22 protein-coding genes are annotated in these 25,385 nt (G+C 42.6%); 8 read left to right on the top strand and 14 right to left on the bottom strand.

What is annotated here, in order from left to right:
* The first annotated feature begins 196 nt into the window (after positions 1-196).
* The 4 genes from ACFQ3Q_RS00235 to ACFQ3Q_RS00220 all read left to right on the top strand — a co-directional run bounded on the left by ACFQ3Q_RS00235 (position 197) and on the right by ACFQ3Q_RS00220 (position 6,451).
* Complete coding sequence (locus ACFQ3Q_RS00235; RefSeq protein WP_380741773.1) at positions 197-2,401, top strand: S9 family peptidase; 2,205 nt, start codon at positions 197-199, stop codon at positions 2,399-2,401.
* 43 nt (positions 2,402-2,444) lie between these two features.
* The gene (locus ACFQ3Q_RS00230) at positions 2,445-4,016 is read left to right on the top strand and encodes a peptide MFS transporter (protein WP_380741771.1); all 1,572 of its coding nucleotides are present in this window, start codon (positions 2,445-2,447) and stop codon (positions 4,014-4,016) included.
* A 5-nt stretch (positions 4,017-4,021) separates the two neighbouring features.
* A complete protein-coding gene (locus tag ACFQ3Q_RS00225; RefSeq protein ID WP_380741769.1) occupies positions 4,022-5,806 on the top strand; it encodes a peptide MFS transporter in 1,785 nt (594 codons plus the stop codon).
* 102 nt (positions 5,807-5,908) lie between these two features.
* The gene (locus ACFQ3Q_RS00220; RefSeq protein ID WP_380741767.1) at positions 5,909-6,451 is read left to right on the top strand and encodes a thioredoxin family protein; all 543 of its coding nucleotides are present in this window, start codon (positions 5,909-5,911) and stop codon (positions 6,449-6,451) included.
* A gap of 19 nt (positions 6,452-6,470) precedes the next feature.
* On the opposite strand, the gene ACFQ3Q_RS00215 is transcribed toward ACFQ3Q_RS00220, so the two are convergent.
* Genes ACFQ3Q_RS00215 through surE form a run of 5 tightly spaced genes read right to left on the bottom strand, consistent with a single transcriptional unit; the run spans position 6,471 to position 11,283 of the window.
* Positions 6,471-8,534, bottom strand: a complete 2,064-nt coding sequence (locus tag ACFQ3Q_RS00215) for a ComEC/Rec2 family competence protein (RefSeq protein ID WP_380741765.1) — start codon at positions 8,532-8,534, stop codon at positions 6,471-6,473.
* Positions 8,535-8,569: 35 nt separating this feature from the next.
* Entirely contained in the window at positions 8,570-9,103 is a 534-nt protein-coding gene (locus ACFQ3Q_RS00210) for a C40 family peptidase (protein ID WP_380741763.1), read from the bottom strand.
* A 7-nt stretch (positions 9,104-9,110) separates the two neighbouring features.
* Positions 9,111-10,226, bottom strand: coding sequence for a lipid-A-disaccharide synthase (gene lpxB, locus ACFQ3Q_RS00205; protein ID WP_380741761.1), 1,116 nt, complete (start codon positions 10,224-10,226; stop codon positions 9,111-9,113).
* Positions 10,227-10,508 carry a hypothetical protein gene (locus tag ACFQ3Q_RS00200; protein ID WP_380741760.1) on the bottom strand — a complete coding sequence of 94 codons (282 nt, stop codon included), beginning with the start codon at positions 10,506-10,508 and terminating at the stop codon, positions 10,227-10,229.
* Positions 10,501-11,283 carry a 5'/3'-nucleotidase SurE gene (surE, locus tag ACFQ3Q_RS00195; protein ID WP_380741758.1) on the bottom strand — a complete coding sequence of 261 codons (783 nt, stop codon included), beginning with the start codon at positions 11,281-11,283 and terminating at the stop codon, positions 10,501-10,503. The genes ACFQ3Q_RS00200 and surE overlap by 8 nt, the downstream gene beginning before the upstream one ends.
* A gap of 149 nt (positions 11,284-11,432) precedes the next feature.
* Here surE and ACFQ3Q_RS00190 point away from each other — a divergent pair, with 149 nt between their 5' ends.
* Entirely contained in the window at positions 11,433-13,568 is a 2,136-nt protein-coding gene (locus ACFQ3Q_RS00190) for a carboxy terminal-processing peptidase (protein WP_380741756.1), read from the top strand.
* A gap of 173 nt (positions 13,569-13,741) precedes the next feature.
* Here ACFQ3Q_RS00190 and rodA read toward each other — a convergent pair whose 3' ends face one another.
* The 6 genes from rodA to purH are packed head-to-tail and all read right to left on the bottom strand — an operon-like array spanning position 13,742 to position 20,784.
* A complete protein-coding gene (gene rodA, locus ACFQ3Q_RS00185; RefSeq protein WP_380741754.1) occupies positions 13,742-14,989 on the bottom strand; it encodes a rod shape-determining protein RodA in 1,248 nt (415 codons plus the stop codon).
* Positions 14,990-16,852: a penicillin-binding protein 2 gene (mrdA, locus tag ACFQ3Q_RS00180; RefSeq protein WP_380741752.1), complete on the bottom strand. Its 1,863-nt coding sequence runs from the start codon at positions 16,850-16,852 to the stop codon at positions 14,990-14,992.
* Positions 16,849-17,355 (bottom strand): rod shape-determining protein MreD, encoded by a 507-nt coding sequence (locus tag ACFQ3Q_RS00175; RefSeq protein ID WP_380741751.1) that lies wholly within the window; start codon positions 17,353-17,355, stop codon positions 16,849-16,851. The genes mrdA and ACFQ3Q_RS00175 overlap by 4 nt, the downstream gene beginning before the upstream one ends.
* Positions 17,348-18,169, bottom strand: coding sequence for a rod shape-determining protein MreC (gene mreC, locus ACFQ3Q_RS00170; protein ID WP_380741749.1), 822 nt, complete (start codon positions 18,167-18,169; stop codon positions 17,348-17,350). Before mreC ends, ACFQ3Q_RS00175 begins: the two co-directional genes overlap by 8 nt.
* Before the next feature lie 14 nt (positions 18,170-18,183).
* Positions 18,184-19,212, bottom strand: coding sequence for a rod shape-determining protein (locus ACFQ3Q_RS00165; RefSeq protein ID WP_380741747.1), 1,029 nt, complete (start codon positions 19,210-19,212; stop codon positions 18,184-18,186).
* A gap of 39 nt (positions 19,213-19,251) precedes the next feature.
* Positions 19,252-20,784: a bifunctional phosphoribosylaminoimidazolecarboxamide formyltransferase/IMP cyclohydrolase gene (gene purH, locus ACFQ3Q_RS00160; RefSeq protein ID WP_380741745.1), complete on the bottom strand. Its 1,533-nt coding sequence runs from the start codon at positions 20,782-20,784 to the stop codon at positions 19,252-19,254.
* Positions 20,785-20,924: 140 nt separating this feature from the next.
* Between purH and ACFQ3Q_RS00155 the strand changes: the two genes are divergently transcribed.
* Positions 20,925-22,178, top strand: coding sequence for an ABC transporter permease (locus ACFQ3Q_RS00155; protein WP_380741744.1), 1,254 nt, complete (start codon positions 20,925-20,927; stop codon positions 22,176-22,178).
* A 72-nt stretch (positions 22,179-22,250) separates the two neighbouring features.
* On the opposite strand, the gene ACFQ3Q_RS00150 is transcribed toward ACFQ3Q_RS00155, so the two are convergent.
* Positions 22,251-22,709 carry a GAF domain-containing protein gene (locus tag ACFQ3Q_RS00150; RefSeq protein ID WP_380741742.1) on the bottom strand — a complete coding sequence of 153 codons (459 nt, stop codon included), beginning with the start codon at positions 22,707-22,709 and terminating at the stop codon, positions 22,251-22,253.
* Positions 22,710-22,795: 86 nt separating this feature from the next.
* Between ACFQ3Q_RS00150 and xrtF the strand changes: the two genes are divergently transcribed.
* Positions 22,796-23,344, top strand: a complete 549-nt coding sequence (gene xrtF / locus ACFQ3Q_RS00145; protein WP_380741740.1) for an exosortase family protein XrtF — start codon at positions 22,796-22,798, stop codon at positions 23,342-23,344.
* On the top strand, positions 23,341-23,781 hold the full coding sequence (locus ACFQ3Q_RS00140; protein WP_380741738.1) for an exosortase F system-associated membrane protein: 441 nt from the start codon (positions 23,341-23,343) through the stop codon (positions 23,779-23,781). Before xrtF ends, ACFQ3Q_RS00140 begins: the two co-directional genes overlap by 4 nt.
* On the opposite strand, the gene ACFQ3Q_RS00135 is transcribed toward ACFQ3Q_RS00140, so the two are convergent.
* Both ACFQ3Q_RS00135 and ACFQ3Q_RS00130 read right to left on the bottom strand, forming a co-directional pair.
* A complete protein-coding gene (locus ACFQ3Q_RS00135) occupies positions 23,778-24,725 on the bottom strand; it encodes an NmrA/HSCARG family protein (RefSeq protein ID WP_380741736.1) in 948 nt (315 codons plus the stop codon). The two genes, ACFQ3Q_RS00140 and ACFQ3Q_RS00135, sit on opposite strands and share 4 nt — an antisense overlap.
* 173 nt (positions 24,726-24,898) lie before the next feature.
* Positions 24,899-25,339, bottom strand: coding sequence for a hypothetical protein (locus tag ACFQ3Q_RS00130; RefSeq protein ID WP_380741734.1), 441 nt, complete (start codon positions 25,337-25,339; stop codon positions 24,899-24,901).
* Between the last annotated feature and the right edge of the window lie 46 nt (positions 25,340-25,385).

The following is a 25,385-nucleotide window of genomic DNA, read 5'->3' as shown; positions in this document are numbered from 1 at the left end:
ATTTTTTCAGTGCTCCAAAGATACAATTGTTATACTTAGATGCATAGTGGCGATAGTCTTGCTTTTCCTTCAGAATGAGTTTTGAATAATGAGAAGCAATTTTCTTTAACAATTTCTTAGTATTTAACACTCAAATTTTACCTTTTTTGCTGAAATTTTAGTAAACTTGGCTGTCAAAAATTATTGCCCAAAATTTATGAAGTTCTCAAAAATACTGGTTCTTTTTTTAATTGCTACAACGTCAGTTATTTATGCGCAAGACAAGAAAGTGACCTTAGAAGAAATCTGGAATGGTGATTTTCGCCAGGAAAGATTGCAATCCCTACAATCCTTAGCCAACGGCAAGGAATACCTGGTACTTAACCGAAATAACGGAAATGCCAGCATTGATGTATATTCTTACAAAACCGGTGAACAAACCGGGACACTTGTAAACAGTGCAGATCTTGAAGAGATTTCTACTTTCCAAAGCTTTCAGTTAAGTGAAAAGGAAGATAAGGTTTTACTCTCTACCGAGCTTGAATCTATCTACAGACGTTCTTCACGAGCTGTTTATTATATCTACGATCTTGAAGATAAAACCCTCTCCAAGCTTAGTGATAATAAAGTGCAGGAGCCTACTTTTTCTCCTGATGCTTCAAAGGTCGCTTACGTTCACGAAAACAACATTTTTATTTATGAGATAGCTTCAGGCGAGGTAACCCAGGTTACCAAAGACGGAGTTACCAATAAGATCATAAACGGGGTAACCGACTGGGTTTATGAAGAAGAATTCGCTTTTGTAAGAGCTTTTCAGTGGAATGAGACCGGAGAGAAGATCGCCTTTATGAGATTCGACGAAACCGAGGTGCCTGAATTTTCTATGGATCTCTTCGGAAAGAGCCTTTATCCTTCAGAATACACCTTTAAATATCCGAAAGCCGGGGAAGCAAACTCCTTCGTTTCGCTGCATATGTACGATGTAGGTTCAGAAGAGACCGAAGAGGTGGATTTGGGAGACTACGAAGATTTCTATATTCCAAGGATCAAGTGGACAGAAGATCCGATGATTCTTAGTGTTCAGGTGCTTAACCGTCACCAGAACGATCTTGACCTGATCTTTGTGGATGCTGAAGATAATGAAGCCGAAGTGGTGATGAACGAAACCGACGAGGCTTATATCGATATTACCGATAACCTTACCTTTCTTGAAGACAACAGCTTTATCTGGACAAGTGAAAAAGATGGTTATAACCACATTTATTTATATGATGAGGATGGGGAGCTTATTAACCAGGTGACCGATGGCGACTGGGAAGTGACCAATTACTACGGGTTCGATAAAAAGAACAACCGTATCTTCTATCAAAGCACCGAAAACGGAAGCGTTAACCGTGATGTTTATTCCATTAAACCTAACGGAAAAAGCAAGAAGAGGCTTACCGAAAGAACAGGGATGAATTCTGCCGATTTCAGTGCAGATTTCACCTACTTCATCAATTCCTATACAAGTACAAGCACGCCTTATGTTTTCACCCTCCACAGGGCCAAAGACGGGAAACTGATCAGAAAAATTAAGGATAATTCAGCTTTGCTTGAAAAGGAGAAGGCATATAACTTCTCTCCAAAAGAACTGTCTACCATTGAAGTGAACGGAAATGAGCTGAATATGTGGATGATCAAACCTGCAGATTTTGATGAGAATAAGGAGTATCCTCTATTGATGTTTCAGTATTCAGGACCGGGCTCTCAGGAAGTTTCGAATTCCTATTTCAACACGAACGATTACTGGTACCAGCTGTTAGCCGATAAGGGCTATATCATCGCTGCGGTAGACGGAAGAGGAACCGGTTTTAAGGGCGCCGATTTCAAAAAAGTTACCTATAAAGAACTTGGTAAGTACGAAGTAGAAGATCAGATCTCTGCGGCAAAACTATTAGGAAGCCGTGACTATATTGATGCTGATAATATTGGTATCTGGGGATGGAGTTACGGAGGCTTTATGTCTTCTAACGCACTTCTGAAAGGAAATGACACCTTCTCTATGGCCATTGCCGTTGCGCCGGTTATAAGCTGGAGATTCTACGATAGCATCTATACCGAAAGGTATATGAGAACTCCTCAGGAAAACCCTTCAGGTTATGATGAGAACTCACCAATTAACCACGTAGAAAAGCTGAAAGGAGATTACCTGCTTATTCACGGGGGAGGAGATGATAATGTTCACCTTCAGAATACTATGCGAATGGTGGAAGCCCTGATCCAGGCTAACAAACAGTTCGACTGGGCGATCTATCCCGATAAGAATCACGGGATCTATGGCGGGAATACCAGACTTCACCTTTATACCATGATGACCAATTTCATTACCGAGCACTTGAAGACTCAGGAGGTTAAGGAAAAAAGTGAAAATGAACTTTAATTTTCTCAATTAATAAAATTAATCAAAAACTAAAATTCTATAAATGGCAACTACAGCAAACCCTACTCCACAAAAAGAATTATTTGGCCATCCGGTAGGTTTATACATTCTGTTCTTCACCGAAATGTGGGAACGTTTTTCATACTACGGGATGCGTGCCATTCTTGTACTTTATCTTGTAAGTGCAACTACCGATGGGAATGCCGGTCTGGGCTGGACTCAGGGAGAAGCCCTTGCGCTTTATGGCTGGTATACGATGCTGGTTTATGTGGCATCGATCCCCGGGGGAATGATCGCCGATAAATTACTGGGGCAAAAGAAAACGGTCCTCGTCGGAGGGATTGTCCTCGTGGCAGGGCATACCATTCTTGCGGTAGAACAAATGTGGGCATTTTATTCAGGTCTTGTCCTTATTATAATCGGGGTAGGAATGCTTAAAGCGAATATCTCGACGATGGTTGGTGGCCTGTACAAGCCCGGTGACATTAGAAGAGATAAAGGTTTTACCATCTTTTATATCGGGATTAACCTGGGAGCCTTCCTTTCGAGTCTGATCGTTGGTTATGTAGGTGAAAATATAGGTTGGCATTATGGCTTTGGTCTTGCCGGTATTGCAATGGCCTTTGGACTTATTGTATACTGGTGGGGACAAAAATACCTTACCAACGTAGGAAACCTGCTTTCCAAGGTGGAACGAAGCGAAGGAGCTTCTCTTAGAAATCTTTTCCAGGACCTGTTCTCTTCTCCGTTACAATTAGGAATTTCAGGAGTGTTGATGGCATTCTCAATTTACTGGTTAGTATTTATGTCTATTCCTTACGGGCTGCTTTTCATCTTCCTGACCCTGGTGGCAGCTATGATGATGATGATCTATAAAGATCTTACCACCCAGGTTATGAAAGACAGATATGTTGTAGCATTACTTTCATTTATCCTGGTAATAGTTTTCTGGGGAGCTTTTGAGCAGGCCGGAGGACTTATGAATATTTATGCTTTTGAAAATACAAACAGGACTATTCCTTTTTCACTTCCATTAATAGGGAATGAAGTTCCGGCCTCCTGGTTTCAGTCGTTGAATGCGCTCTTCATTATTACGTTTGGGGTGCTCGTGGCCAATTTCTGGGCTAAAAGAAAGCTCAAGAATAAAGAAGCCTCTTCTATCTTTAAGATGGCTACAGGGGTGATCATTATGGGACTTGGTTTCATCTTTATGGTGGCCGCTTCTCTTCAGTTTGAGGCAAACGGTTCTTCTGCTATGTACTGGCTGGTACTGGCTTACTTATTCCATACCATCGGGGAGCTTTGTTCTTCTCCGGTAGCCCTTTCATTCATTACAAAGCTTGCGCCGGTTAAGTATGCATCCTTAATGATGGGATTATACTTTGCTGCGACGGGACTTGGAAATAAACTTGCAGGAGTGCTTGGTTCATTTGCAGCCGAAGCGGGAGATATAGCTATATTCTCAGGGATCACCATCTTTACCGTGGTCTTTGCATCAATAGTGCTTATTATGCTTAAACCGCTTAAACGTCTTACTCACGGAGCGGAAGATAATGAGAGAGAAATGTTGGAACAGGAAAATTACGAATTGGCAGATACTGAACATCAGCATTAAAAACTATGAACTCGGAAGCAGCAGCGCGCCCAGACTTTTTTAAAAGTACTGTATTGGGCCACCCGGCAGGGTTATTTGTTCTATTTTTTACTGAAATGTGGGAACGCTTTTCCTTTTACGGAATGCGCGTTCTTCTGGTAAACTTTCTAACAATGGCCATCGTCGGGGTAGATAATCCCGGCTGGGGGTGGTCCGCTGAAAACGCGGGGGCCTTATTTGGGACCTACGCAGGCTTGCTGTACCTAACCCCAATTGCGGGTGGTATTATAGCCGATAAACTGGTGGGCTACCGTTGGGCTGTAGTGATTGGGGCTGCGATTATGACGTTGGGGCACGCTTCAATGGCTCTTGAGACCGAACTTTCGCTGTACCTTGGCCTTGGCCTGCTGGTAATTGGAACCGGATTCTTTAAGCCGAACATCACTTCTATTATTTCTGAAATGTATGAAGGTAAGCCCGATAAAAAAGACGGGGCTTACACGATCTTTTATATGGGGGTAAATGCGGGTGCTTTCTTCGGAATGATGCTTTGCGGTTATCTCGCTGAAAAGATTGGATGGAGCTGGGGCTTTGGTCTTGCCGGTATTTTTATGTTCCTCGGGACCCTTCAGTTCTGGCTGGCAAAACCGCTGTTCGGGAATGTAGGTGGGGTGCCGAAAAAAACCGGTAAAGAGGAAGATGTAACCGAGAATGAAAAGCACGAGCTAGTAAAGGATAAACACAATCCTTTCACCCTTCTGGATAAGATCCTTATTTTAATTACCTCCGTGATCGGATTTCTGTACCTGATCAATGATCCTACGTCACGAATTGCCGACCTTAATTTGTTACCAACGGTAATGCCGTTCGATTTCCAGGGACAACCTGTTGACGGGCCTCTTGGAATGGTCATTATCGGGCTCATTCTTTTTCTGGTACTGGTGATATCCCGAATCTCGAGATATACCAAAGTAGTACGCGACCGGTTGATAGCCGTGATCATCTTTGCCTTTTTTACCGTATTTTTCTGGATGTCTTTTGAGCAGGGCGCATCTTCATTAATACTATTTGCCCGAGATTATGTGGACAGGGAGCTTATTGGTACCTCGGCAATCTTTTTTAATGTTATTAATACATTACTTACGGTCGTTCCGTTAATGATCATTACCTGGGTACTTTATTTACTGTGGAAACAAACCAGCCTGAAGGCTCTGGGTTCTAATATCGTATTGGTGATCTGTTTTGCAGGAGTTTGGGGAATTGTCCTCTGGATGCTTTATCGAGAATTTTCAGCTGATACTACAGAGATCACGGTATCCTGGTTCAGTATACTCAACTCTTTCTTTATAATTGTATTCGCTTCCCTCTTCTCTAAATGGTGGGAGAGTAAATACAATCCTTCTGCAGCAATGAAGTATAGCATTGGGCTTATTTTGCTCGGTTTTGGCTTTGGCCTTCTGGCTTTTGGATCTAACGATCTTGTTGCAGGTGCAAAGGTGAGTATGATCTGGCTTATACTGGCCTATCTTTTTCATACGCTCGGGGAGCTCTGCCTGTCACCTCTTGGCTTGTCTTATGTGAGTAAACTGGTGCCGGCAAGAATGATCGCTTTTATGTTCGGGATGTGGTATCTCGCCATCGCCATCGGGAATAAGCTGGCTGGTAGTTTTGGTGGAATGATTACCGAGATCACAGAGAAATATGATCTTTCTACATTCTTTCTTATATTTACTATAATACCTGTTGCCGCAGGTATCGTGGTAGCCCTTCTTAACCCGCTTATGAAAAAACTGATGCACGGAATACGCTAACTTCTGTTTGCTCAATATTTCCCTGCTTTTTAGTTTTGGAATAATTTCCTTTCTTGGCTAAGGAAGGTACGATTATTGAAAAAGAAAAATCAAAGAAGTATTATGAGATTATTTTTTACCCTTTTAGTTTCCTGTTTTCTTATGAGTAGCCTGCAGGCTCAGGAAATCAAGTGGATGACGATGAACGAGGCATTAGAAGCTCAAAAGAAAGCTCCTAAGAAGATCTTTATGGATGCTTATACTGTTTGGTGCGGCCCGTGTAAAATGCTTGATCGTAACACCTTTACCAATAAGAATGTGATCGAGTATGTGAACAAGAATTTTTACCCGGTAAAATTTAATGCGGAAGGGACCGAAGAGATCGTATATAAAGACAACACTTTTGCGAACCCTAATTTTGATCCGGAAAGAAAAGGAAGAAACTCCCAGCATCAGTTTGCTTCGGCAATGAAGATATCGGGCTATCCAAGCCTGGTGTTTTTCGATGAAAAAGGAGAGTTGATCGCGCCGATTGCTGGATACAGAACCCCGCAGCAACTGGAAATGTACCTGAAAATGTTTGCTTCAGACGATTATAAGGAACTTACCTCGAAAGAAGCATTTTTAGATTACCAGAAAGATTTTGAAGGCACATTTAAGGATTAAGTGCTGGTTGATTAAGGCTCTATTGATCGGCTAAAATTTGAAAAGCTCCCTTTTCTCCGGTATGGTGGAAAGGGACTTTTTCTTTATTACAGGTCCTTTCCCATCTTCTTACGTAAGATTTGTAATTGCTGCCATCGGCAATTATTTTTTCCGGTTTCAGATTGGCAATAAGCCGTTCAAGATTGATTTTAGGGGAATCCCTGAGGAGGACGAGGTCCGGGGAAGTCACGGTTTGGTCGTAGAATCCCGTACTGTCAATCACCAATAATTTTTTATTCCGGAAGACCAGTACGTTTTCGATGATTTGGGAATGATTGGTTTCTATATTGTGAAACAGTTGGTACGCCTTTACAGAGTGTTCTGTTTCTTTCCGATCGGTTCTTGATCTGTAAACCAGAAGTTGCCTGTTTTTCTTAATTGTGATGATGCTCTCCCGGGTCTCGTGAAAAATAAATGCTTCCGGGGAAACCTGTAATTTATCTGAAATATAGCTGGTTTGAAGCAGAATGATCCCGATCAAAAAGAATATTAAGCTAATCGCTGTTCTTTTATAAAGCCAGAAAAGCAGGGTCAAAATGAGTATGTATGCGCTTACCAGGTTTGCTGCTGAAAAATGGATCTCAGAAAATAGAAATTCTTCCCGGTTGGCAATAAATGTGACAAATGAATTCAGCATAGAAATGACTTTTCCGAAAAGTCCGGCAAGAATGGCCGGCAACATACCAAAAAGAGCCAGTGTGATGATGAGGAGCCCAAAGCAAATGATCACTCCCAGGAAGGGCAGGACCACCAGGTTTGTGATAAAGAACAGGCCCGGGAACTGGTGAAAATAGTACAGACTTAATGGGAGCACCCCTATTTGTGCCGAAATACTTACCGCCAGGAGATCTCTGATATACCTGTCAAGTTTAAATCTGGGGCTGTAAATGCTTCGAATAGGCTTGTAAAAAACGATTATTGAGAATACAGCAAGATAACTCAACTGGAAACCGGCCTGAAAGATGTAAAGAGGGTTAATAAGCAGCAATATAAAAAGTGAAGTGAACAGGCTGTTCATAATGCTGGTGCGCCTGTTTAACTGCATTCCGATTGCTATGAATGAAAACATAGCCACGGCTCTGACCACCGATGCTGAAAAGCCTGCCAGAGCTGCAAAACCCCAAAGCAGTAAAAGGAGCAGGGCCGCCTTCATTGTTTTTGTATGCCTGTTCCTGTCCAACGGCGAAAAGAGGAAATTGAGAATTAGCAGGAGGATGCCCACGTGCAGTCCGGAAACAGCTAAAATGTGTATGGCACCTGCGGCGGCATAATCTTCATAAACCTGTTTTGAAACCTCCTGCCGCTGGCCCAAAAGCAATGCCTGGATAATTCCCATTTCATCGGCAGAGAAGTTTTGCCTTTTTAGCTGGGTAATGATGCTCTTTCGAAAGTCAGCGATAAGATCGGTTTTATTAGACTTTGTTATTTGAATTTTTGCCGGAGTAAGTTGCAGTTGGCCTTTTACCCCAAGATTGCTCATATATTCCTTATAATCGAATTGATGCGGATTCAGTGCTTCCCGGATTTCAGTGGGTGAAAAAGCGGTTAGCAACCTGTTTCCTGCATGCAGCTCCCGGGAAGAAGAATCTCTTTCTATATTCAACAGGATTTTTCCGTGAGTGTTGGCAGAATAAATGCTGTCCGAATCAGGGGTTCTATAAGTAAGAACTTCTACTTCTGCAATATACCTGTCATTAAAAGCACCTGGTTTTAATCTTTCCGTTATCCTGAGTTTAGATAGAGGAGTACTGATTTGTTGTATATCCGGAGAGAGGTTAAAATAATGCCCGGCTTGATTTTCAGGCTTATTGATAACGGCACAGTTTGCTCCCAATATGTATAATAAAAGATAGATGCTGAGCCCGAAATAGACCTCGGGAAATATGGAACTTCTAGTTTTCAGAAAAGCTAATAAGAAGATCACAAGAGAAATTCCGAGGCTTACAAAAGCTGAAGTGGGGGGGATATCAAAATAAAAACCTGTAAGAATTCCAAGGATGAGAACAATGCATATCCTGATGATCGTAAGATTGAATAGTTTCATTCCCCAATAGTTAGTCTACTGAAGATAGGAAAAAATCAGAGTACGCGGCGGGCCATCACAAAATTGTTATACCAATAAGATTCTGAAAGTGAGGAGATCATAACCCCTCTGGAGCTTGAGGAGTGGATGAATAATATATGTTCCGGTAAGACTTCTACTACAAGGCCCACGTGGTTAATCACTTTCCTGTTTTTGTTCGTCTCGAAGAAGAGCAGGTCACCCTTGCTCACTTCCTTAAGGTGTAGTCTTCTACCTTCCAGCGCCATATTTCTGGAAATTCTCGGCAAGGAAACCCCTTCTTCCATAAAGGAGATATAAATGAGGCCGGAACAATCCATTCCGCGTTTTGTGGTGCCTCCGTATTTGTAATCGGTACCAAGAAAATCCTTTGCTTTTTCAATGATAGTGTAGGCCCGGTTGTCTTCGGGCTCCAGGTTAGGAGAGGTGTTTATTTTTACCTCCGGAGCGCCTAAAGATTCCTTTCCAGGGATAACCTTTTTTGAAGGGCCACAGGAAATAAGCAGGAGTGAAAAAAACAGCAAGGGGCTAAATCTTATTATCCTTTTCATAAAGCTTTTATTTGTTGATGGCCTGGTAGATGAGTTCTGCTGTCTTTTTACTGGCTCCTTTTCCTCCCAGTTTTTGTTCCAGTAGGTAGTAGTCTTCAAACATCTTTTTTCTTCTGTCCTCTAAAAGGATGTTTTTAAGCTCAGCTTTCAGTTGTTTCTTATTGAAGGAGTTCTGAATAAGCTCTTTCACAACTTCACGACCCATAATAAGGTTTACCAAAGAAATAAAATCGAGGTTGATCACCCTTTTTGCTATCTGGTAGGAGATAAGACTGCCTTTATAGCACACCACTTCAGGGACTTTAAATAATGCGGTCTCAAGAGTGGCAGTGCCTGAAGTTACTAATGCGGCATTAGAAAGGCTAAGTACATCGTAGGTCTTATTCATCACCAGGCGGATATTTTTCTTTCTGATGAAATGCTGATAGAATTCCACTTCCTGGCTCGGGGCACCGGCAATTACAAACTGGTAATCGGGAAAATCTTCAGTTATGCTCAGCATAACCTTAAGCATCTTGGTGATCTCCTGTTTCCGGCTTCCCGGAAGCAGCGCAATTATGGGGCGATCGTCCAGGTTGTGTTCCAGTTTAAAGTTTTCGGCATCTACCAGTTCCCTGTCCGCGATGGCATCAATTAACGGGTGGCCCACAAAGTGCACCGGAAACTTATGTTTCTTCTCGTAAAAGTTTTTTTCAAAAGGAAGGATCACATACATCTGGTCGATATCCCTTTTAATATCCGAGATCCTGTTTTCCTTCCAGGCCCAGATCTGCGGTGAGATGTAATAATGGGTCCTGAAGCCTTTTTGTTTTGCCCAATTGGCGATGCGGAGATTGAACCCGGGGTAGTCCACAAAAATGATCACATCGGGCTCATAATCCATTATATCGGCCTTGCAGAAGGAGATATTCTTAAGGATGGTGGTAATGTTGAAAAGTACTTCCACAAAGCCCATAAAGGCCAGTTCGCGATAATGTTTTACCAGAGTGCCTCCCTGTTCTTTCATCAGGTCTCCACCCCAATACCTGAAATCGGCTTCGGGGTCGGTTTGTTTCAGGGCCTTCATAAGATTTGAGGCGTGAAGATCTCCTGAGGCCTCGCCTGCAATGATATAGTACTTCATTTAAAGAAATTTAAAGACTGCAATGCAAATTGCCGTAAGTATGGTGGCAAGAATAACACCGCGGGCGTGATAGATCTGTTTTTTTCTTATAAAGACAAAGAACGGCAGGAAGTTCAGGATCGCGCCCAGAGCAATAAGCTTCCCGATATAATCATTCTCGATCGCATCGCTAAGGGTATCGTCAAAATTCATTTCAGAAAAAGCCGAAATATACAGCAGTATCCCGCCAATATTGGCAGCGATCCCAACGAGAAAGCCTATGAAAATATCGAGTTTACGCATTCAAATCCCAGCTGTTTATATCTTTAATAATATGGTGGGCCGTAAGATCAAATTGAACAGGGACCACCGAAACATAACCGTTCTCCAGGGCCCATTCATCTGTATCTTCGCCCTCATCTTTATTTACGAATTTTCCGGTTAACCAGTAATAATCGCGGCCCTGAGGGTTGGTCCTTTTATCGAACTCCTCCTCCCAATGGGCATTGGCCTGGCGGCATACCTTTATTCCCTTTATATCTTCTGCCTTCAATTTTGGCAGATTTACGTTAAGAACAACCCCTTTTGGCAAGCCCTTCTGAAGTACATTTCTGGTGATTGTCTTCACATATTTCTTGGCGGGCTCAAAATCGGCAGTAAGAGAATAATCCAGCAATGAGAAACCAATTGCAGGGATGCCTTCAATTCCGGCTTCCACCGCCGCACTCATAGTCCCGGAGTAGATAACGTTTATAGAGGAGTTTGAACCGTGATTTATCCCGCTTACGCACAGATCAGGCTTACGGTGAAGGATCTCCTGGGTGGCGATCTTCACACAATCGGCCGGTGTGCCCGAGCAGCTGTATTCCTTATGTTTGTAACTCTCTTTGATGGTGACAGGTTCGCAAAAAAGGGTGTCACTTATGGTGATGGCATGTCCCATTCCGCTTTGAGGACTGTCAGGTGCCACGACAATCACTTCCCCGATCTCCTTCATCACTTCTACAAGTGCCCGGATGCCCGGGGCGGTAATTCCATCGTCGTTAGTGACCAGTATTAGTGGCTTTTCCTTTGGCATAGCATTAATTATTTTGATGAAGCTAAAATAGTAATTTCAAATCGAAAGCTTATCTTAGTAGTTTAACAAATTATTAGTACCCAAAAGGCCTCTTGGCACAATTTTTAATGTATTTTACTGAGCCATTAATGAAGAAATTTATGCGATTTATGAAAAGGAATTTTAAAATTGTGATGCTGCTGCTTGTAATGGCGGTAACCTCCTGTAGTTTTACTACAAAAACCTTTAATGATCCAAATAAAGATAAGTTATTGATCGATTTGATCACTTATGTTTTAAATCAGGGACATTATGATGCGAAGGATATAAATGACGAATTTTCAAAAGGAGTTTATAAGGATTATCTGGAAGCTTTGGACGGTTCAAAGCGTTTCTTTTATGAGGAAGATATAGAGGTGTTTAGCGAGTTTGATGAACAGCTTGACGACCAGATAAAGAATAAGGATATTTCATTTTTTGATCTTACCTATAATCGCCTTCAGCAAAGAGCTGAGGAAGCGAGAAGTATCTACAAGGAAATACTGGATGAACCTTTCGACTTTTCAGAAGAAGAAGAGATCAATACCAATTACGAAGAACTGGATTATGTAGATTCCAGGGAAGAGATGAAAGAGCGTTGGAGAAAGCAGCTGAAGTTCTCAACTCTTATTACTTTTTACGATAAGAAAGAAGAAGAAAAGCAGAAAAAGGAAAAGGATCCTGAATATACAATGAAGACTGATGCTGAGCTGGAGAAGGAAGCCCGTGAGGTAACCCGAAGCTCTTTAGATGAGTATTATGACTTTACCGACGATCTTGAGCGTAAGGACTATTTTACGGTCTACGTGAACGCTATTGTTGAAGAGTTCGACCCGCATACCTTTTATTTTGCGCCTCAGGATAAAGACCGTTTCGACATCGCAATGTCAGGTAAGCTTGAAGGAATTGGAGCCAGACTACAGAAGAAAAGCGATAATATCACCATTATGGAAGTGATCTCCGGTGGTCCGGCCTGGAGAAGTGAAGAGCTGGAAGAAGGAGATGTTATCCTGAAAGTACAACAGGAAGATGAAGAAGACCCTGTAAGTATTGTAGGAATGCGCCTTGATGATGCGGTAGAACTGATAAAAGGCCCTAAAGACACCAAAGTGACCCTTACTGTTCGAAAAAAGCTTATGGGGAATATTGAAGAAATCACCCTTACCAGAGACGTGGTAGAGATAGAAGAGACCTATGCTAAAACCTCTATGGTGAAGAAAGACGGCAAGAATTTCGGGGTTATTAACCTGCCTAAATTCTATTTCGATATGGGGAATTATGAGAACCGTAATGCTGCTTCAGATATCAAGAAAGACATTATTCGCCTGAAGGAAGAGAATATGGACGGGCTTGTACTTGACCTTCGAAATAACGGGGGAGGTTCCTTAAAAACCGTTGTGGATATCGCCGGTTTATTCATTAAAGAGGGACCGGTTGTACAGGTGAAATCTAACGGACAAAGAAAAGAAGTTCTTGAAGATGAGGATCCGGAGATCTTATGGGATGGTCCGCTTGTGATCCTGGTGAACGAACTTTCTGCTTCGGCTTCAGAGATACTTGCAGCTGCAATGCAGGACTATAAGAGAGCTATTATTATAGGAAGTAAACAAACCTACGGGAAAGGAACCGTGCAGAACGTGATCGATCTTAACAGATGGCTTAGAAGCAACGATTATGGAGATCTTGGTGCTCTTAAACTAACCACACAAAAGTTCTACCGTGTGAACGGAGGATCTACTCAGCTTGAAGGAGTAAAGAGCGATGTGGTGGTGCCGGACAGATACAGCTATGTGGATATTGGTGAAAAGGACCAGGATAACCCATTACCCTGGGATAAGATTGATCCTGCCGACTACAATATCTGGGACGGATATGTAGGCTATGAAAAAGCCATTGAGAACAGTAAAAAGCGTATGGATGCTAATGAGCAATTGAGGCTTATTGAAGAAAACGCGAAGTGGATCAAGACTCAAAGTGAAGATAACACCCATTCGCTGAGTTTTGAAGAATACCAGAAGGAAGCTGAAAAGAGTCAGCAGGTAGCCAAAAGGTTTGATTCTTTAAAGAACTATAAGACAAACCTCACCTTTACTTCCCTTCCTTATGAGGAGAAATTATTTGAAAAGGATACGGTGCTTGAAGAAAAGAGAAACAGATGGCACGAAAGTCTTAGCAAGGACGTGTATATGGAAGAAGCCATTCACGTACTTATGGATATGAAAATGAATAATATTCGCCGCAGTGATGTGGCAAATATCAAGGATTAAGTATAAATTCTTAATTGTGGTTCAGGGCTCCGGGGAAACCGGGGCCTTTTTTTATTTTTGCATTAAAAAAGATATCCAGATGAAAAGAAAGTATATATATCCGTTTATAATATTACTCGTGGCAGCGTTACTGCTTTTAGCCGATAAGTGTGCTTAGAAACAGAAACAGTTCTTTAAAAGGACATCCTGTCAGAATCCAGTTTTATAAATATGAATAGCAGGATGGTGAAGCCCCACAAACCTGAGCCTCCATAGCTGAAAAAGGGAAGAGGAATACCTACTGTAGGGAAGACCCCTATTACCATTCCAATATTCACCATAAAATGGACAAAGATGATCCCGGCCACACTATAACCGTAGATCCTGTTAAACTGAGACTTTTGCCTTTCGGCCATAGTAATGAGCCTTAAAAGCAGTAGGATGAACAGCACGATCACTACAGCGCTCCCCAGGAATCCCCATTCTTCACCCACAGTGCTGAAGATGTAGTCGGTATGCTGTTCAGGCACAAAATGGCCTTTTGTTTGAGTGCCTTCTGTCCAGCCTTTTCCAACCCAGCCGCCGCTGCCTATAGCAATCTCGCTCTGGTTGGTATTGTAACCTATGCCTCTTGAATCTACTTCCTTTCCCAGTACAATATTGAACCGGTCACGGTGCCGTTGCTCAAAGACATTTTCGAAGATATAATTCACCGAAAAGGATAAACCAATAGCGAGGGCCGCCACAGCAACCGTAAGGAACCTGCCCGGTCGTTTTCTTTTTTTCATAAGAAAGAGCAAAAGGGCTATGAGAACCGTACCTGCCGTGACCCAGACTGGTCCCACCAGAAGAGTAAGTACAAAGACACTTACCCCTGCTAATCCCAGGGCCAGATATACTCCTGAAAGTCCTTCCCTGTATAAGGGAAAGAAAAAAGCAGCATACACCATTGCGCTACCGGGGTCGGGCTGAGGGATAATGATAAGTGCCGGCAAGGCAATAATGATAAACGCCTTTACCTGGTGACTTATCTTCCTGATGTTGGTTTGAATATCACTCACATATTTGGCCAGGGCGAGTCCTGTAGCCAGTTTCGCAAATTCTGAGGGTTGTATGCTTACCCCTCCAAAAGAGTACCAGGAAGTAGCTCCGGAAATGGTCTTCCCGAAAACGAAAAGGCCTATTAGGGAGAGGAGTGAGATTATATAAATGACACTGGAAAACCGTTGGTAGAACTTAGCTTCTATAGAAAGGATCACTACAATTAAAAAAAGACTCATTACGATCCATAATGCCTGTTTCCCGTAGATCTGATCCAGATCGAGTAAGGAGCCTGAAGCGTCTCCCAGTGTAGCTGAGTAGATGTTGGCCCATCCAAAACAAACAAGGGCCAGGTAAATAAATATAGTTATCCAGTCGAATCCCGCTGCACTCTTCGCCATTTACTGATTAATTATAAAAGGTTCTCCGCTTAATGGTTTGGCATACTCGTCTTCCAGGCTGTGGCTGAGTATCCAGTCTTCCATGTCTTTTCTTGTGATATTTCCCTTCAGATATTTTTCTATCATTAAGCTCGCAATTCTACCTGCGTACCTGCTTCCCCAGTATCCGTTTTCAACAAAAACCGCAAGGGCTATTTTAGGGTTGTGAACGGGGGCAAAAGCAACAAAGATAGAGTGGTCGGTTAGCTGAACCCTTTTTCCGTTGATCTTGGTGAAGTTTTCAGCAGTACCTGTTTTTCCCGCAATTTCAATCCCTGGAATCTGGAGGCTTGAGGCCGTTCCGTCCTTATAAACCTGATGCATACCTTCAATTACCGGGTCAAAATGTTTAGGGTCTATGGTCGTATAACGTTTTTCAGTATATTTTTTCTCTTTGATCGGTTTTCCTTCAATCTCCGTTAAGAGATGGGGCGTATAGAACCAGCCTTTGTTGGCAATAGCAGCCGTCATATTAGCCAGCTGAATAGGCGTCATAAGAACCTCTCCCTGCCCGATAGCATTGGAAAGAGTGGCAGTAGCGTACCAGTTGTGATTAGGATAGATCTTATCGTAATATTCAGAATCCGGGATCTTTCCGGGTCTTCCACTCATCAGGTCGTATCCCAGGAAATCCCCGATCCCGAAGCTTTTCAAATGCGCGTTCCAGGCGTCTATACCTTCCTGTGGAGAAGGGTATTTTTCGATTATCCTCCGGTACACATTGGCAAAGTAGGCGTTACAGGAATTAGCGATCCCAGGGATCATATTCAGTGGGCTGCGGTGGTCGTGACAGCCCATCTTTCTTCCGCGGCCGTAGGAATAACCGTGATTACAGGAGAATTTGTCGTTCGTGTCCACAACTCCCTCCTGAAGACCAATAAGCGCATTCATCGTTTTGAACGGAGAGCCGGGAGGATATTCAGCCAGCAAGCCTCGGTCATACAGAGGTTTGGCTATGGTGTCGTAATATAGTCTTGTGAAATTCGGGGAACGTTTACGGCCGACCAAAAGGGAAGGGTCGTAGGTAGGGGCCGTAACCAGGCTCAAAATCTCTCCTGTTTTCGGTTCTATGGCTACGATTCCGCCACGTTTATTTTTCATCAGCTTTTCACCATAAGCCTGTAAAGTAGCGTCCAGGGATATGGTGATATCTTTTCCTTTTTTTGGCAGGGTATCGTAAATGCCATCTTTGTAAGGACCAATATCGCGGTTAAACCTGTCTTTCTGAATATATTTCACACCCTTAACACCGCGCAGAATTTCTTCATATTGAGCTTCAATTCCCTGCCGGCCAATTAAATCTCCCGAGATGTAATAAGGGTTTTCGTTAATTATCTGTTGGTTCACCTGGGCAATATACCCCAGCACATTGGCACTATGATCTACCTGGTAGTCTCTTAGAGATCTCTTTTGAATATAGAAGCCTTCATACTTTCTCATTTTTTCCTGCAGGTAGGCATACTCGCTTTTGGTAAGTTGTGGAATGACAACCGAAGGGAGCAAGGGGGAGTATATCTTTGCCTTGTCCAGTTTTTTTCCAAGATCTTCCGGAGTGATATTCAGGATTGTGCAGAATTCAAGGGTGTCAAAGGGCTTCAGGTTCCTGGGAATAACCATCACATCATAAGAAGGTTGATTGGAAACCATAAGTTCGCCATCGCGATCGTAGATGTAGCCCCGTTGCGGGTAATCATATTCCACATCTATAGCGTTGTCCTGAGATCTCAGTGCAAGAGAGGTGTCTATAACCTGCAGGTAAAAAAGCCTTCCGAGGAAAACGATCCCGGTGGTGAGAATTATAAGGTATAAAAGTAATTTTCTCATCTATACTTTTTGCTGAAAAGAGCCATACTGATCACGATAAACAGCACGGTAAAGATTCCTGAAAATAACGTCTTCTTCAGTATCAATATTATATGGCTTAGGCTGAACATTTCCAAAGAAAAAAGCACGAAATGATGGATGACCACCATTAGCATAACATAGCTGAGTCTTGCCCCAATTGGGGTGGAGGAAAGTCTTAGGGTCTGGTGGTCGTAACTTATCCCGAAGGAGAATCTTAACAGGTTAGGTCTTACAAATGCCGCAACCAGGCAGGCTGCTGCGTGAATGCCCCCGCTGTCTTCAAAGATATCTATGCTCAGTCCCAGGAAAAAGGATAAAAGCAGGAATAAACTCTGATTAGAATTGAAGGGATAGAGCAGTAAAAACAGCACGTATAAATACGGATTCACATACCCCATAAAGTTGATGTTATTCAGGATAAGCACCTGCAGGAAAATGAGGCCGGCAAAACGGATGATATTTGAGAATATACTGCTATTCATTTACTTTCTCCAGGCTTTTTATCTCTTCCCGATTCACATTTTCTATCACGTAAACATATCCGATATTGGTCATATCGTTAAAGAGTTCCACATTTATGGTATAGTAACTTTCACTCTGGTCCAGCTGGAAGTCTTTAATGCTTCCAATGGGAAGGCCTTTTGGGAAGATTAGTGACCTTCCCCCGGTAATAATGGTATCTCCTTTCTTTACCGGCGCCTGACGCGGAACGTCTATTAACTGGACTATATTCGGGTTCTTACCGTCCCAGATAAGACTTCCGAAGTGATTGGTCTTATTGAGCTGCGCATTTATTCTTGACTGGCTGTTAAGAATGGAGACCACCCTGGAAAAATTGTTATTCGCCCTGTCTACGATGCCAATGATCCCTTTACTGGTCACTACCCCGTATTCCGGCCGGATCCCGTCATTTTCTCCTTTGTTAAGGGTGAGGTAATTATCGGCTTTTGCGAAATTGTTATTGATAACACGGGCGCTGCGGAAGTAATAAGTGCCTTCAAAATTAGCGGTGTCCTGGTAGCTTTCTACCGATACGGTATCGGTAAGGTTGGTGATGATATTCCTTAATTCCTTGTTCTCTTCAAGCAAGCGTTTGTTGTAATCGTCAAGATGAAGATAGGTCTGTATGTCATTGGCCCAGGAATATACGCCGCCTGTCACCCAATTGGCAGAACTAATAAACCGGCTTTTGTGAAAGGAATGGGTTTGAATAGTAAAGAATATAGATAGAGCAAGCAATAATAAGAACAGGATATTATTCTTATTGCGGATAAGAAAATTAAATATTTGCTGCATAAGCTATTCTTCTCCTACTTGATCAATATTCCTTTGTATCGGTTTAGGGTTTTTAAAGTGATTCCGGTACCTCTAACTACGGCTCTTAAGGGATCTTCGGCTATATAAACCGGAAGGTCTGTCTTTTGAGAAAGTCTTTTGTCAAGACCTCTAAGCATAGAACCTCCCCCGGCAAGGTAGATCCCGGTGTTGTATATATCTGCCGCAAGTTCCGGCGGAGTCTGAGACAGGGTTTCCATTACCGCATCTTCTATCCTTAAGATAGATTTGTCCAGAGCTTTGGCGATCTCGCGGTAGGAGATATTCACCTGTTTAGGCTTTCCTGTTAGCAGGTCACGCCCCTGTACGCTCATTTCTTCCGGCGGTACCTCAAGATCTTCGGTAGCAGCACCAATCTGTATCTTTATCTTTTCAGCTGTTCTTTCCCCAACATAAAGGTTATGCTGCGTACGCATATAGTAAACAATGTCGTTGGTGAAAACATCACCCGCGATCTTCACAGACTTGTCACAAACAATTCCGCCCAGGGCAATCACCGCGATCTCGGTGGTACCACCCCCTATATCAACGATCATATTTCCCTTAGGCTGCATAATGTCTACGCCAATACCGATGGCTGCTGCCATTGGTTCGTGAATAAGGTAAACCTCTTTCCCGTTTACACGCTCGGCGCTTTCTTTTACCGCCCTCATCTCAACTTCTGTAATTCCGGAAGGGATACAGATCACCATTCTCAAGGCCGGAGTGAACATCTTTTTCTTCAGGGCCGGAATTTCCTTGATGAACATCGTGAGCATTTTCTCACTCGCGTCAAAATCGGCGATCACCCCATCTTTCAACGGGCGTATAGTCTTGATGTTTTCGTGGGTTTTTCCCTGCATCATCGCAGCTTCTTTCCCTACCGCGGTTATTTTTCCTGAAGTCCTGTCGCGGGCTACTATTGAAGGGCTATCTACAACAACCTTGTCGTTGTGGATGATTAAAGTGTTTGCGGTTCCTAAATCTATAGCTATCTCTTCAATGAGAAAGTCAAAAAATCCCATAGTGTGTTAAGTTGTTGAGGTTTGGTAAATGTAATAAAATTAATGTTTAAAATGGCGTGTTCCGGTCATCACCATAGCTATATTATTTTCGTTGCAATAATCTATACTTAACTGATCTTTTATTGAACCTCCGGGCTGAATAACGGCTGAAATTCCTGCATTTCCGGCTATCTCCACACAGTCGGGGAAAGGGAAGAAGGCATCACTGGCCATTACGGCTCCCTTAAGATCGAAATTAAAAGATTGTGCTTTTTCTATACTTTGTCTCAGGGCATCTACCCTTGAAGTCTGCCCGGTACCGCTGGCACAAAGCTGCTTATTTTTGGCCAAAACAATGGTGTTTGATTTGGTGTGCTTGCAAATTTTAGAGGCAAACAACAGGTCAGATAACTCTTCATCTGAAGGTTTATTGTCCGTGGCCTGCTTTAAATCTTCCATAGCATCGGTCTTGTTGTCCTTATCCTGAACAAGCAGCCCGTTAAGGCAGGTCCTTACCTGGGTTTTAGGCAATTCAACATCCTTAAGAATAAGGATGATCCTGTTCTTTTTACCCTTCAGGATCTCAAGCGCCTCAGCCGAATAGGAAGGAGCGATCACTACTTCACAGAAAAGTTTATGGATCTCCTCGGCAGTAGCCTTGTCAATTTCGGTGTTGCTGATGAGGATTCCCCCGAAAGCCGAAACCGGATCTCCGGCAAGGGCATCTACATAAGCCTGGTGAATGCTGTCTCTTTGGGCAAGTCCACAGGCGTTATTATGTTTCAAGATAGCGAATGTTGGCGCTTCCCCTTTAAATTCGTTCATCAGGTTCACAGCGGCATCAACATCGAGCAGGTTGTTGTAAGAAAGCTCTTTCCCGTGCAGCTTGTCGAACATTTCGTCGAATTCTCCGTAAAATGTTCCTTTCTGGTGCGGGTTCTCCCCGTAACGAAGCGTTTTTCCGGTCTGGATACTCTGCTTGTAAGCAGGGATTTCCTGGTCGGTATTGAAATAATTGAAGATAGCCGAATCGTAATGTGAAGAAATATTGAAGGCCTTTGCCGCAAAACGCTTACGGTCTTCCTGGCTGGTCTCTCCGTTCTTCTTGTTCAGCAAGTCAAGGAATTCAGCATAATCGTTAACCGAAGAAACACAAAGAACATCCTTAAAGTTCTTGGCTGCGGCACGAATTAGAGATATTCCTCCAATATCGATCTTTTCAATGATATCCTGTTCTGAAGCTCCCGAAGCTACGGTCTTCTCAAAAGGATAAAGATCCACAAGCACAATGTCAATCTGCGGAATTTCATATTGTTCCAGCTCTTTTACGTCTCCTTCATTTTCCTGGCGGTTCAGGATCCCTCCAAAAACTTTAGGGTGAAGCGTCTTCACACGACCTCCCAAAATTGAAGGGTAGGAAGTGACATCTTCCACCGGGATCACCTCAATGCCGAGGTCTTTGATGAATTTCTCGGTTCCACCGGTAGAGTAGATGGTGATTCCCAGGTCGTTAAGCTTTTTTGCGATAGGGGCTAAACCTTCTTTGCTGAAAACGGAGATCAGCGCAGATTTGGCTTGTTTTAAGTTGCTCATTGTGTTGTGTTTGTTAGAGTGGCAAAAGTAAGTATTTCACCCAAAAACTTAAAAGCGAATAGGTTTATTTATAAATAAATTTTGTAACGAATTTTTAAGCCGGACGTCATATCTTTAATTGCTAAAATTAGCGGGATCTTATGCTGATATATCTACGGGTTTTAAAGGAGAGCTTCAACTTTGCTCTTAACGCGCTTAGGAACAATAAGCTGCGTACTTTTCTGTCGCTTTTGGGAGTGACCATCGGTATATTTTCGATTATAGGCGTACTCGCCGCGGTAGATTCGCTTCAGCGTGAGATCAAGGGCAGTTTGAGCGCACTGGATAACAGTACCATTGTTCTGATGAGGTTCTCTTTCGGGCCAACCGATATCCCGCAGTGGAAGAGAGAGCAATTCCCCGATGTTTCTTATGATGAATACAGCTATCTCAAGAAAAACCTGCCGGATGCCGAAACCGTGAGTTTTGTGATTGGCGTGCCTCGGGAATCCATAAAATACCAGGACGTGACCAGTGAGGGAGTGGATATAGGAGCCGTTACCAGTGAATATTATGATATTGAAGCTTTTGAATTTTCGGAAGGACGTTTTTTTAATGAATCTGAATCGGTTAGCGGGGCTAATGTGATAGTGCTAGGGCACGAGATCGCCAACAATCTGTTCCCGAATACCACCCCTCTCGGAAAGCAGGTGCGGATTTACGGAAGACGGCTTACCGTGATAGGGGTGCTGAAAAAACAGGGAGCCAATTTACTCGGGAATTCCCGCGATGAGCAGGCCTTTCTTCCTGCAAATTTCCTCCGGAGGATCTATGGTGACAATAACCGGAATGTCTGGCCCCAGATTGTTATTAAACCGGAAGAGGGGGTAGACAATGCTGAATTTATAGCCATTCTGGAGCAAAAACTGCGCAACTACCGCGGAATAAAACCCGGGAACATCAATAACTTTTTTGTGAATCAGCTTCAGGGGTTTACAGATTTAATAGACAATATCACCGGGCAGCTGAATTTTATTGGGCTTATCATTAGTGGATTTTCACTGCTTGTTGGTGGTTTTGGGATCGCCAATATTATGTTTGTAAGTGTGAAGGAAAGAACCAACCTTATAGGAATTCAGAAATCGCTGGGTGCCAAGAACAGGTTTATCCTGTATCAGTTCTTGTTCGAAGCGGTCATTCTGGCGCTTATCGGCGGGCTGGTAGGTTTGTTCCTGGTGTGGGTGATCTCGCTGGTGGCTTCACAGTTTACCGGAGATTTTGAATTCGTGCTTTCTCCCTGGAACATGTTTTTAGGCACCGCCGTTGCCGCCGTCATTGGTTTGATCTCGGGAATTATTCCCGCCATTTCGGCATCAAGGCTGGATCCGGTAGAGGCAATACGCACGGGAATGTAATACTGAAAAGGAAAAATAGAAAAGCAAAAGCCCTGGAAACCCGGGGCTTTTAGTTTATATATAAGTTTAAGCTTATTCCAGGATCTCTGAAACTTTTTTGTTTACGAATTCCAGGAAAAGTTCATCTTCGTGGCCAAACGGATCTTCGGTGTGAGAATCAATATCTATCTGACCAATATTTTCACCTTTATGGAATAAAGGAATCACGATCTCGGCTTTTACGTGAATGCTGCAGGCAATATAGTTGTTCTGTGCTTTAACATCAGAAACCACGAAATTCTTATTCGAAACAGCTACCTGGCCGCAAATTCCCTTTCCAAAAGGGATTATAGTATGGTCTGTAGGTTCACCGGCAAAAGAGCGAAGTTTTAATTCCTCTTTATCTCCATTTTTAAAATAAAAGCCCACCCAGTCATAATACGGGATGTTATCCTTTAAAAGTTCACAAACCTGAGTGAGACGATGATCTACTGAGAGCTCTTCGTTTTTCAGAATTTCTTCAACTTGTGGTCTTAATTTATCAAAAGGCATAGCGAATATTTTACTGCAAAAGTATTCAAAAATTATAGTAAGAGAGAGCCATAATTGTATAAATTTGTGAGAAACAGACCTAAAACTTGCTGCAGCTTTTTAAAAAATATAATACCGTTCTCAGGTTCATTTTTATTTTTCTGGGTAGTTATTTCATCTTCTCCCTATTTTATAACGGGTATCTCGTGTTTTTCAGGTCGTCGGTTTACTACCCCGATTTTATCACCCACCTGGTGGCTAAGCAAAGTGAAAGTTTAATTAAATCTCTGGGCTATTCAGCAGATATTCTCCCTCACCAGACAGAACTGTCAATGAAGCTTTATGTGAACAAGACTTATCTCGCGAGGATCGTGGAAGGCTGTAATGCCATAAGCATAATGATACTTTTCAGTTCCTTTATTCTGGCCTTTTTTGGAAGACTTAAATTAAGTCTTATCTATATTCTTGCAGGTTCGGTCCTTATCTATGCAATGAACCTTATAAGGATTGCCTTGCTGGCCATTGGTATCTATGAATACCCTGAATATGCTTCATTTTCTCACAGTATCCTATTTCCATTGGTGATCTACGGCACAGTTTTCTTTCTTTGGGTGCTTTGGGTGCGAATTTATGCTAATACCAGAAAAAAAGGATGAAAGCTAGATACCGCATAGCAGGAATAGGGGTTTTAGTTGTTATACTGGCAATGATCCGTTTCTTTGAAGATAGCCTGTTTTATGACCCGTTAATCGAGTTTTACAAGTCCGGGTATCTGTATAACCTGGTTCCGGAATATGAACTTAGTCCTTTGCTATTCAACCTGATCTTTCGATACGCTCTGAATAGTTTTATCTCCCTGTTAATTCTTTATGTGGCCTTTTTAGACAGAGACATCGTGAAGTTTGGCGGCATTTTGTACTCCATCCTGTTCTTAGTGGGAATTCCAGTGTTTGCCATAATGCTCCTTAACCTAGATAGTATGAGTTATATGGCACTCTTTTACGTGAGAAGGTTCCTTATTCATCCGGTATTTATTATTATACTTTTACCTGCTTTCTATTATTATCGATTAAGGAGTTATAATTTGAATTAAATCTTGATCTGGTCTTTATGCTTCTGAAGCCATTTTTCAAAACTCAGTAATTCCGGATTTAATTTTCTAGCAACTTCCGGATCGCGGGCACCGCAAAAATAATCCTCGAAGTCGGCTTTGAACTGGAACATATTTCCAAGGTCATCTGCTCCCGGAAAATCGAAACTCCTGTAGGTTTCTGCGGGAACGGCATTGTATCTGATTTTCTTACCGAAGACCTTTGAAAAAGCTTCGGCCATTTGTTTTCCGGTAAGAATTTCTCCGGCTATGCCCACTGTTTTATTCTGATAATCTTTACCGGCCTTAAAAATTCCGTAAGCACACTTCCCGATGTCATCGGCGGCTATCCCGGGTAGTTTTTTGTCAGCCATTGGAAAGGTAATGGCAAGTTCACCATCTTCGCCTTTTTGTGGTTCCATTCCAAAATGAATAAAGTTGTCCCAGTAAAAAGAGGTGAGGAGCAGGGTATAAGGAATTCCGCTTTCCACAAAGAACTTGTTAGATTCGCCTTTTGCATCAAAATGTGGGACCTTATATTTTTCCATTAGTGTAGGCATCCGGTCATCATCCAGGGGAACCCATTTCCTTGTGTCTTCAAGGGTGGACCAGATCACGTGTTTTAATCCTGCTTCTTTGGCAGCTTCGGCCATATTTTTGGCGTGCTTCTTTTCCTTTTCGGGTGAGAAATGCTCCCAGAAGAAAGTGACGCAATAAGCCCCGTAAGCTCCATCAAAAGCCTTTTTAAGGCTTGCCTTGTCTGCCACATCGGCTTCCACAACTTCGGCTCCCAGGTTTTTTAGCTCTTTTGCTTTGTCTGAAGAGGCATTCCGGGTTATGGCTCTTGCACTAAAGCCTCCATTTGGATCATTTAAAATAGCTCTGACCAGTCCGCCTCCCTGGGCACCTGTAGCTCCCAACACCGCAATAGTTTTTTTGTTTTCCATCTTTAAAAATTTATGTAAGTGATTGATTTACATAAAAATACGTAATTAAAGAGGTGAAAGAGAAGTGATTTAGGAATTAAATAACAATTAAACTCTGTGATTCATCAAATTACAAGTTCGGTCAGTGGGAATATGCTATGGGAAAACAGCTTATTTTTTGATGCTAATTAAAATCAATAATCGGTAAGCCCGTCTATCTTAAGCGGAAACACAAAAAACTGGAGAAAGTTCTTGTGTACATTTCCTACGTGCCTGGCATAACTTTTTAAACTTTCGCTTAGATCTATCCTGTAACCTTCATTCAGCTGTTTCAAAACATCGTAGGCTTGCTGAGTTTCTTTGCTCAGGGCTTCCTGTTGAGGTTCATCTAAAGGCGAATATTTCTGAATGAGCTCCTTGAGATCAGATTTGAAGTTTTTTTCCACCTCTTTATAATAAGGTTGCAGCGAAGGTGGAGCGGTAAAGGTTCTCATATGGGAGAGCTCGATGGCATCGGCCTTTTCTTTTTTGTCTATTTTCCCGTCGGTACTTGCAGCCAACAAGGATACCAGGGCCGGCGCTTTTAGTAATAGAGCCCTGTCTTTATCGGAGAGTTTTGCCAGATGATCTTTCATAATTTTGGTTTTTAGGGGTTGATTAACCTTCTGAAACAGACATGAG

Source organism: Salegentibacter chungangensis, assembly GCF_042678405.1.
GTDB classification, from domain to species: domain Bacteria; phylum Bacteroidota; class Bacteroidia; order Flavobacteriales; family Flavobacteriaceae; genus Salegentibacter_A; species Salegentibacter_A chungangensis.
This window is presented reverse-complemented; position numbering and strand designations above follow the sequence as displayed.

Bases quoted from the DNA above. Each gene is read 5' to 3' on its own strand.
- ACFQ3Q_RS00155 (WP_380741744.1), top strand. From the start codon at position 20,925: ATGCTGATATATCTACGGGTTTTAAAGGAGAGCTTCAACTTTGCTCTT.
- mrdA (WP_380741752.1), bottom strand. From the start codon at position 16,852: ATGAGAAAATTACTTTTATACCTTATAATTCTCACCACCGGGATCGTT.
- ACFQ3Q_RS00235 (WP_380741773.1), top strand. From the start codon at position 197: ATGAAGTTCTCAAAAATACTGGTTCTTTTTTTAATTGCTACAACGTCA.
- ACFQ3Q_RS00225 (WP_380741769.1), top strand. From the start codon at position 4,022: ATGAACTCGGAAGCAGCAGCGCGCCCAGACTTTTTTAAAAGTACTGTA.
- ACFQ3Q_RS00140 (WP_380741738.1), top strand. From the start codon at position 23,341: ATGAAAGCTAGATACCGCATAGCAGGAATAGGGGTTTTAGTTGTTATA.
- purH (WP_380741745.1), bottom strand. From the start codon at position 20,784: ATGAGCAACTTAAAACAAGCCAAATCTGCGCTGATCTCCGTTTTCAGC.
- ACFQ3Q_RS00165 (WP_380741747.1), bottom strand. From the start codon at position 19,212: ATGGGATTTTTTGACTTTCTCATTGAAGAGATAGCTATAGATTTAGGA.
- lpxB (WP_380741761.1), bottom strand. From the start codon at position 10,226: ATGAAGTACTATATCATTGCAGGCGAGGCCTCAGGAGATCTTCACGCC.
- ACFQ3Q_RS00130 (WP_380741734.1), bottom strand. From the start codon at position 25,339: ATGAAAGATCATCTGGCAAAACTCTCCGATAAAGACAGGGCTCTATTA.
- ACFQ3Q_RS00200 (WP_380741760.1), bottom strand. From the start codon at position 10,508: ATGCGTAAACTCGATATTTTCATAGGCTTTCTCGTTGGGATCGCTGCC.
- ACFQ3Q_RS00210 (WP_380741763.1), bottom strand. From the start codon at position 9,103: ATGAAAAGGATAATAAGATTTAGCCCCTTGCTGTTTTTTTCACTCCTG.
- mreC (WP_380741749.1), bottom strand. From the start codon at position 18,169: ATGCAGCAAATATTTAATTTTCTTATCCGCAATAAGAATAATATCCTG.
- ACFQ3Q_RS00190 (WP_380741756.1), top strand. From the start codon at position 11,433: ATGAAAAGGAATTTTAAAATTGTGATGCTGCTGCTTGTAATGGCGGTA.
- ACFQ3Q_RS00150 (WP_380741742.1), bottom strand. From the start codon at position 22,709: ATGCCTTTTGATAAATTAAGACCACAAGTTGAAGAAATTCTGAAAAAC.
- ACFQ3Q_RS00230 (WP_380741771.1), top strand. From the start codon at position 2,445: ATGGCAACTACAGCAAACCCTACTCCACAAAAAGAATTATTTGGCCAT.
- ACFQ3Q_RS00135 (WP_380741736.1), bottom strand. From the start codon at position 24,725: ATGGAAAACAAAAAAACTATTGCGGTGTTGGGAGCTACAGGTGCCCAG.
- ACFQ3Q_RS00215 (WP_380741765.1), bottom strand. From the start codon at position 8,534: ATGAAACTATTCAATCTTACGATCATCAGGATATGCATTGTTCTCATC.
- rodA (WP_380741754.1), bottom strand. From the start codon at position 14,989: ATGGCGAAGAGTGCAGCGGGATTCGACTGGATAACTATATTTATTTAC.
- ACFQ3Q_RS00175 (WP_380741751.1), bottom strand. From the start codon at position 17,355: ATGAATAGCAGTATATTCTCAAATATCATCCGTTTTGCCGGCCTCATT.
- surE (WP_380741758.1), bottom strand. From the start codon at position 11,283: ATGCCAAAGGAAAAGCCACTAATACTGGTCACTAACGACGATGGAATT.
- ACFQ3Q_RS00220 (WP_380741767.1), top strand. From the start codon at position 5,909: ATGAGATTATTTTTTACCCTTTTAGTTTCCTGTTTTCTTATGAGTAGC.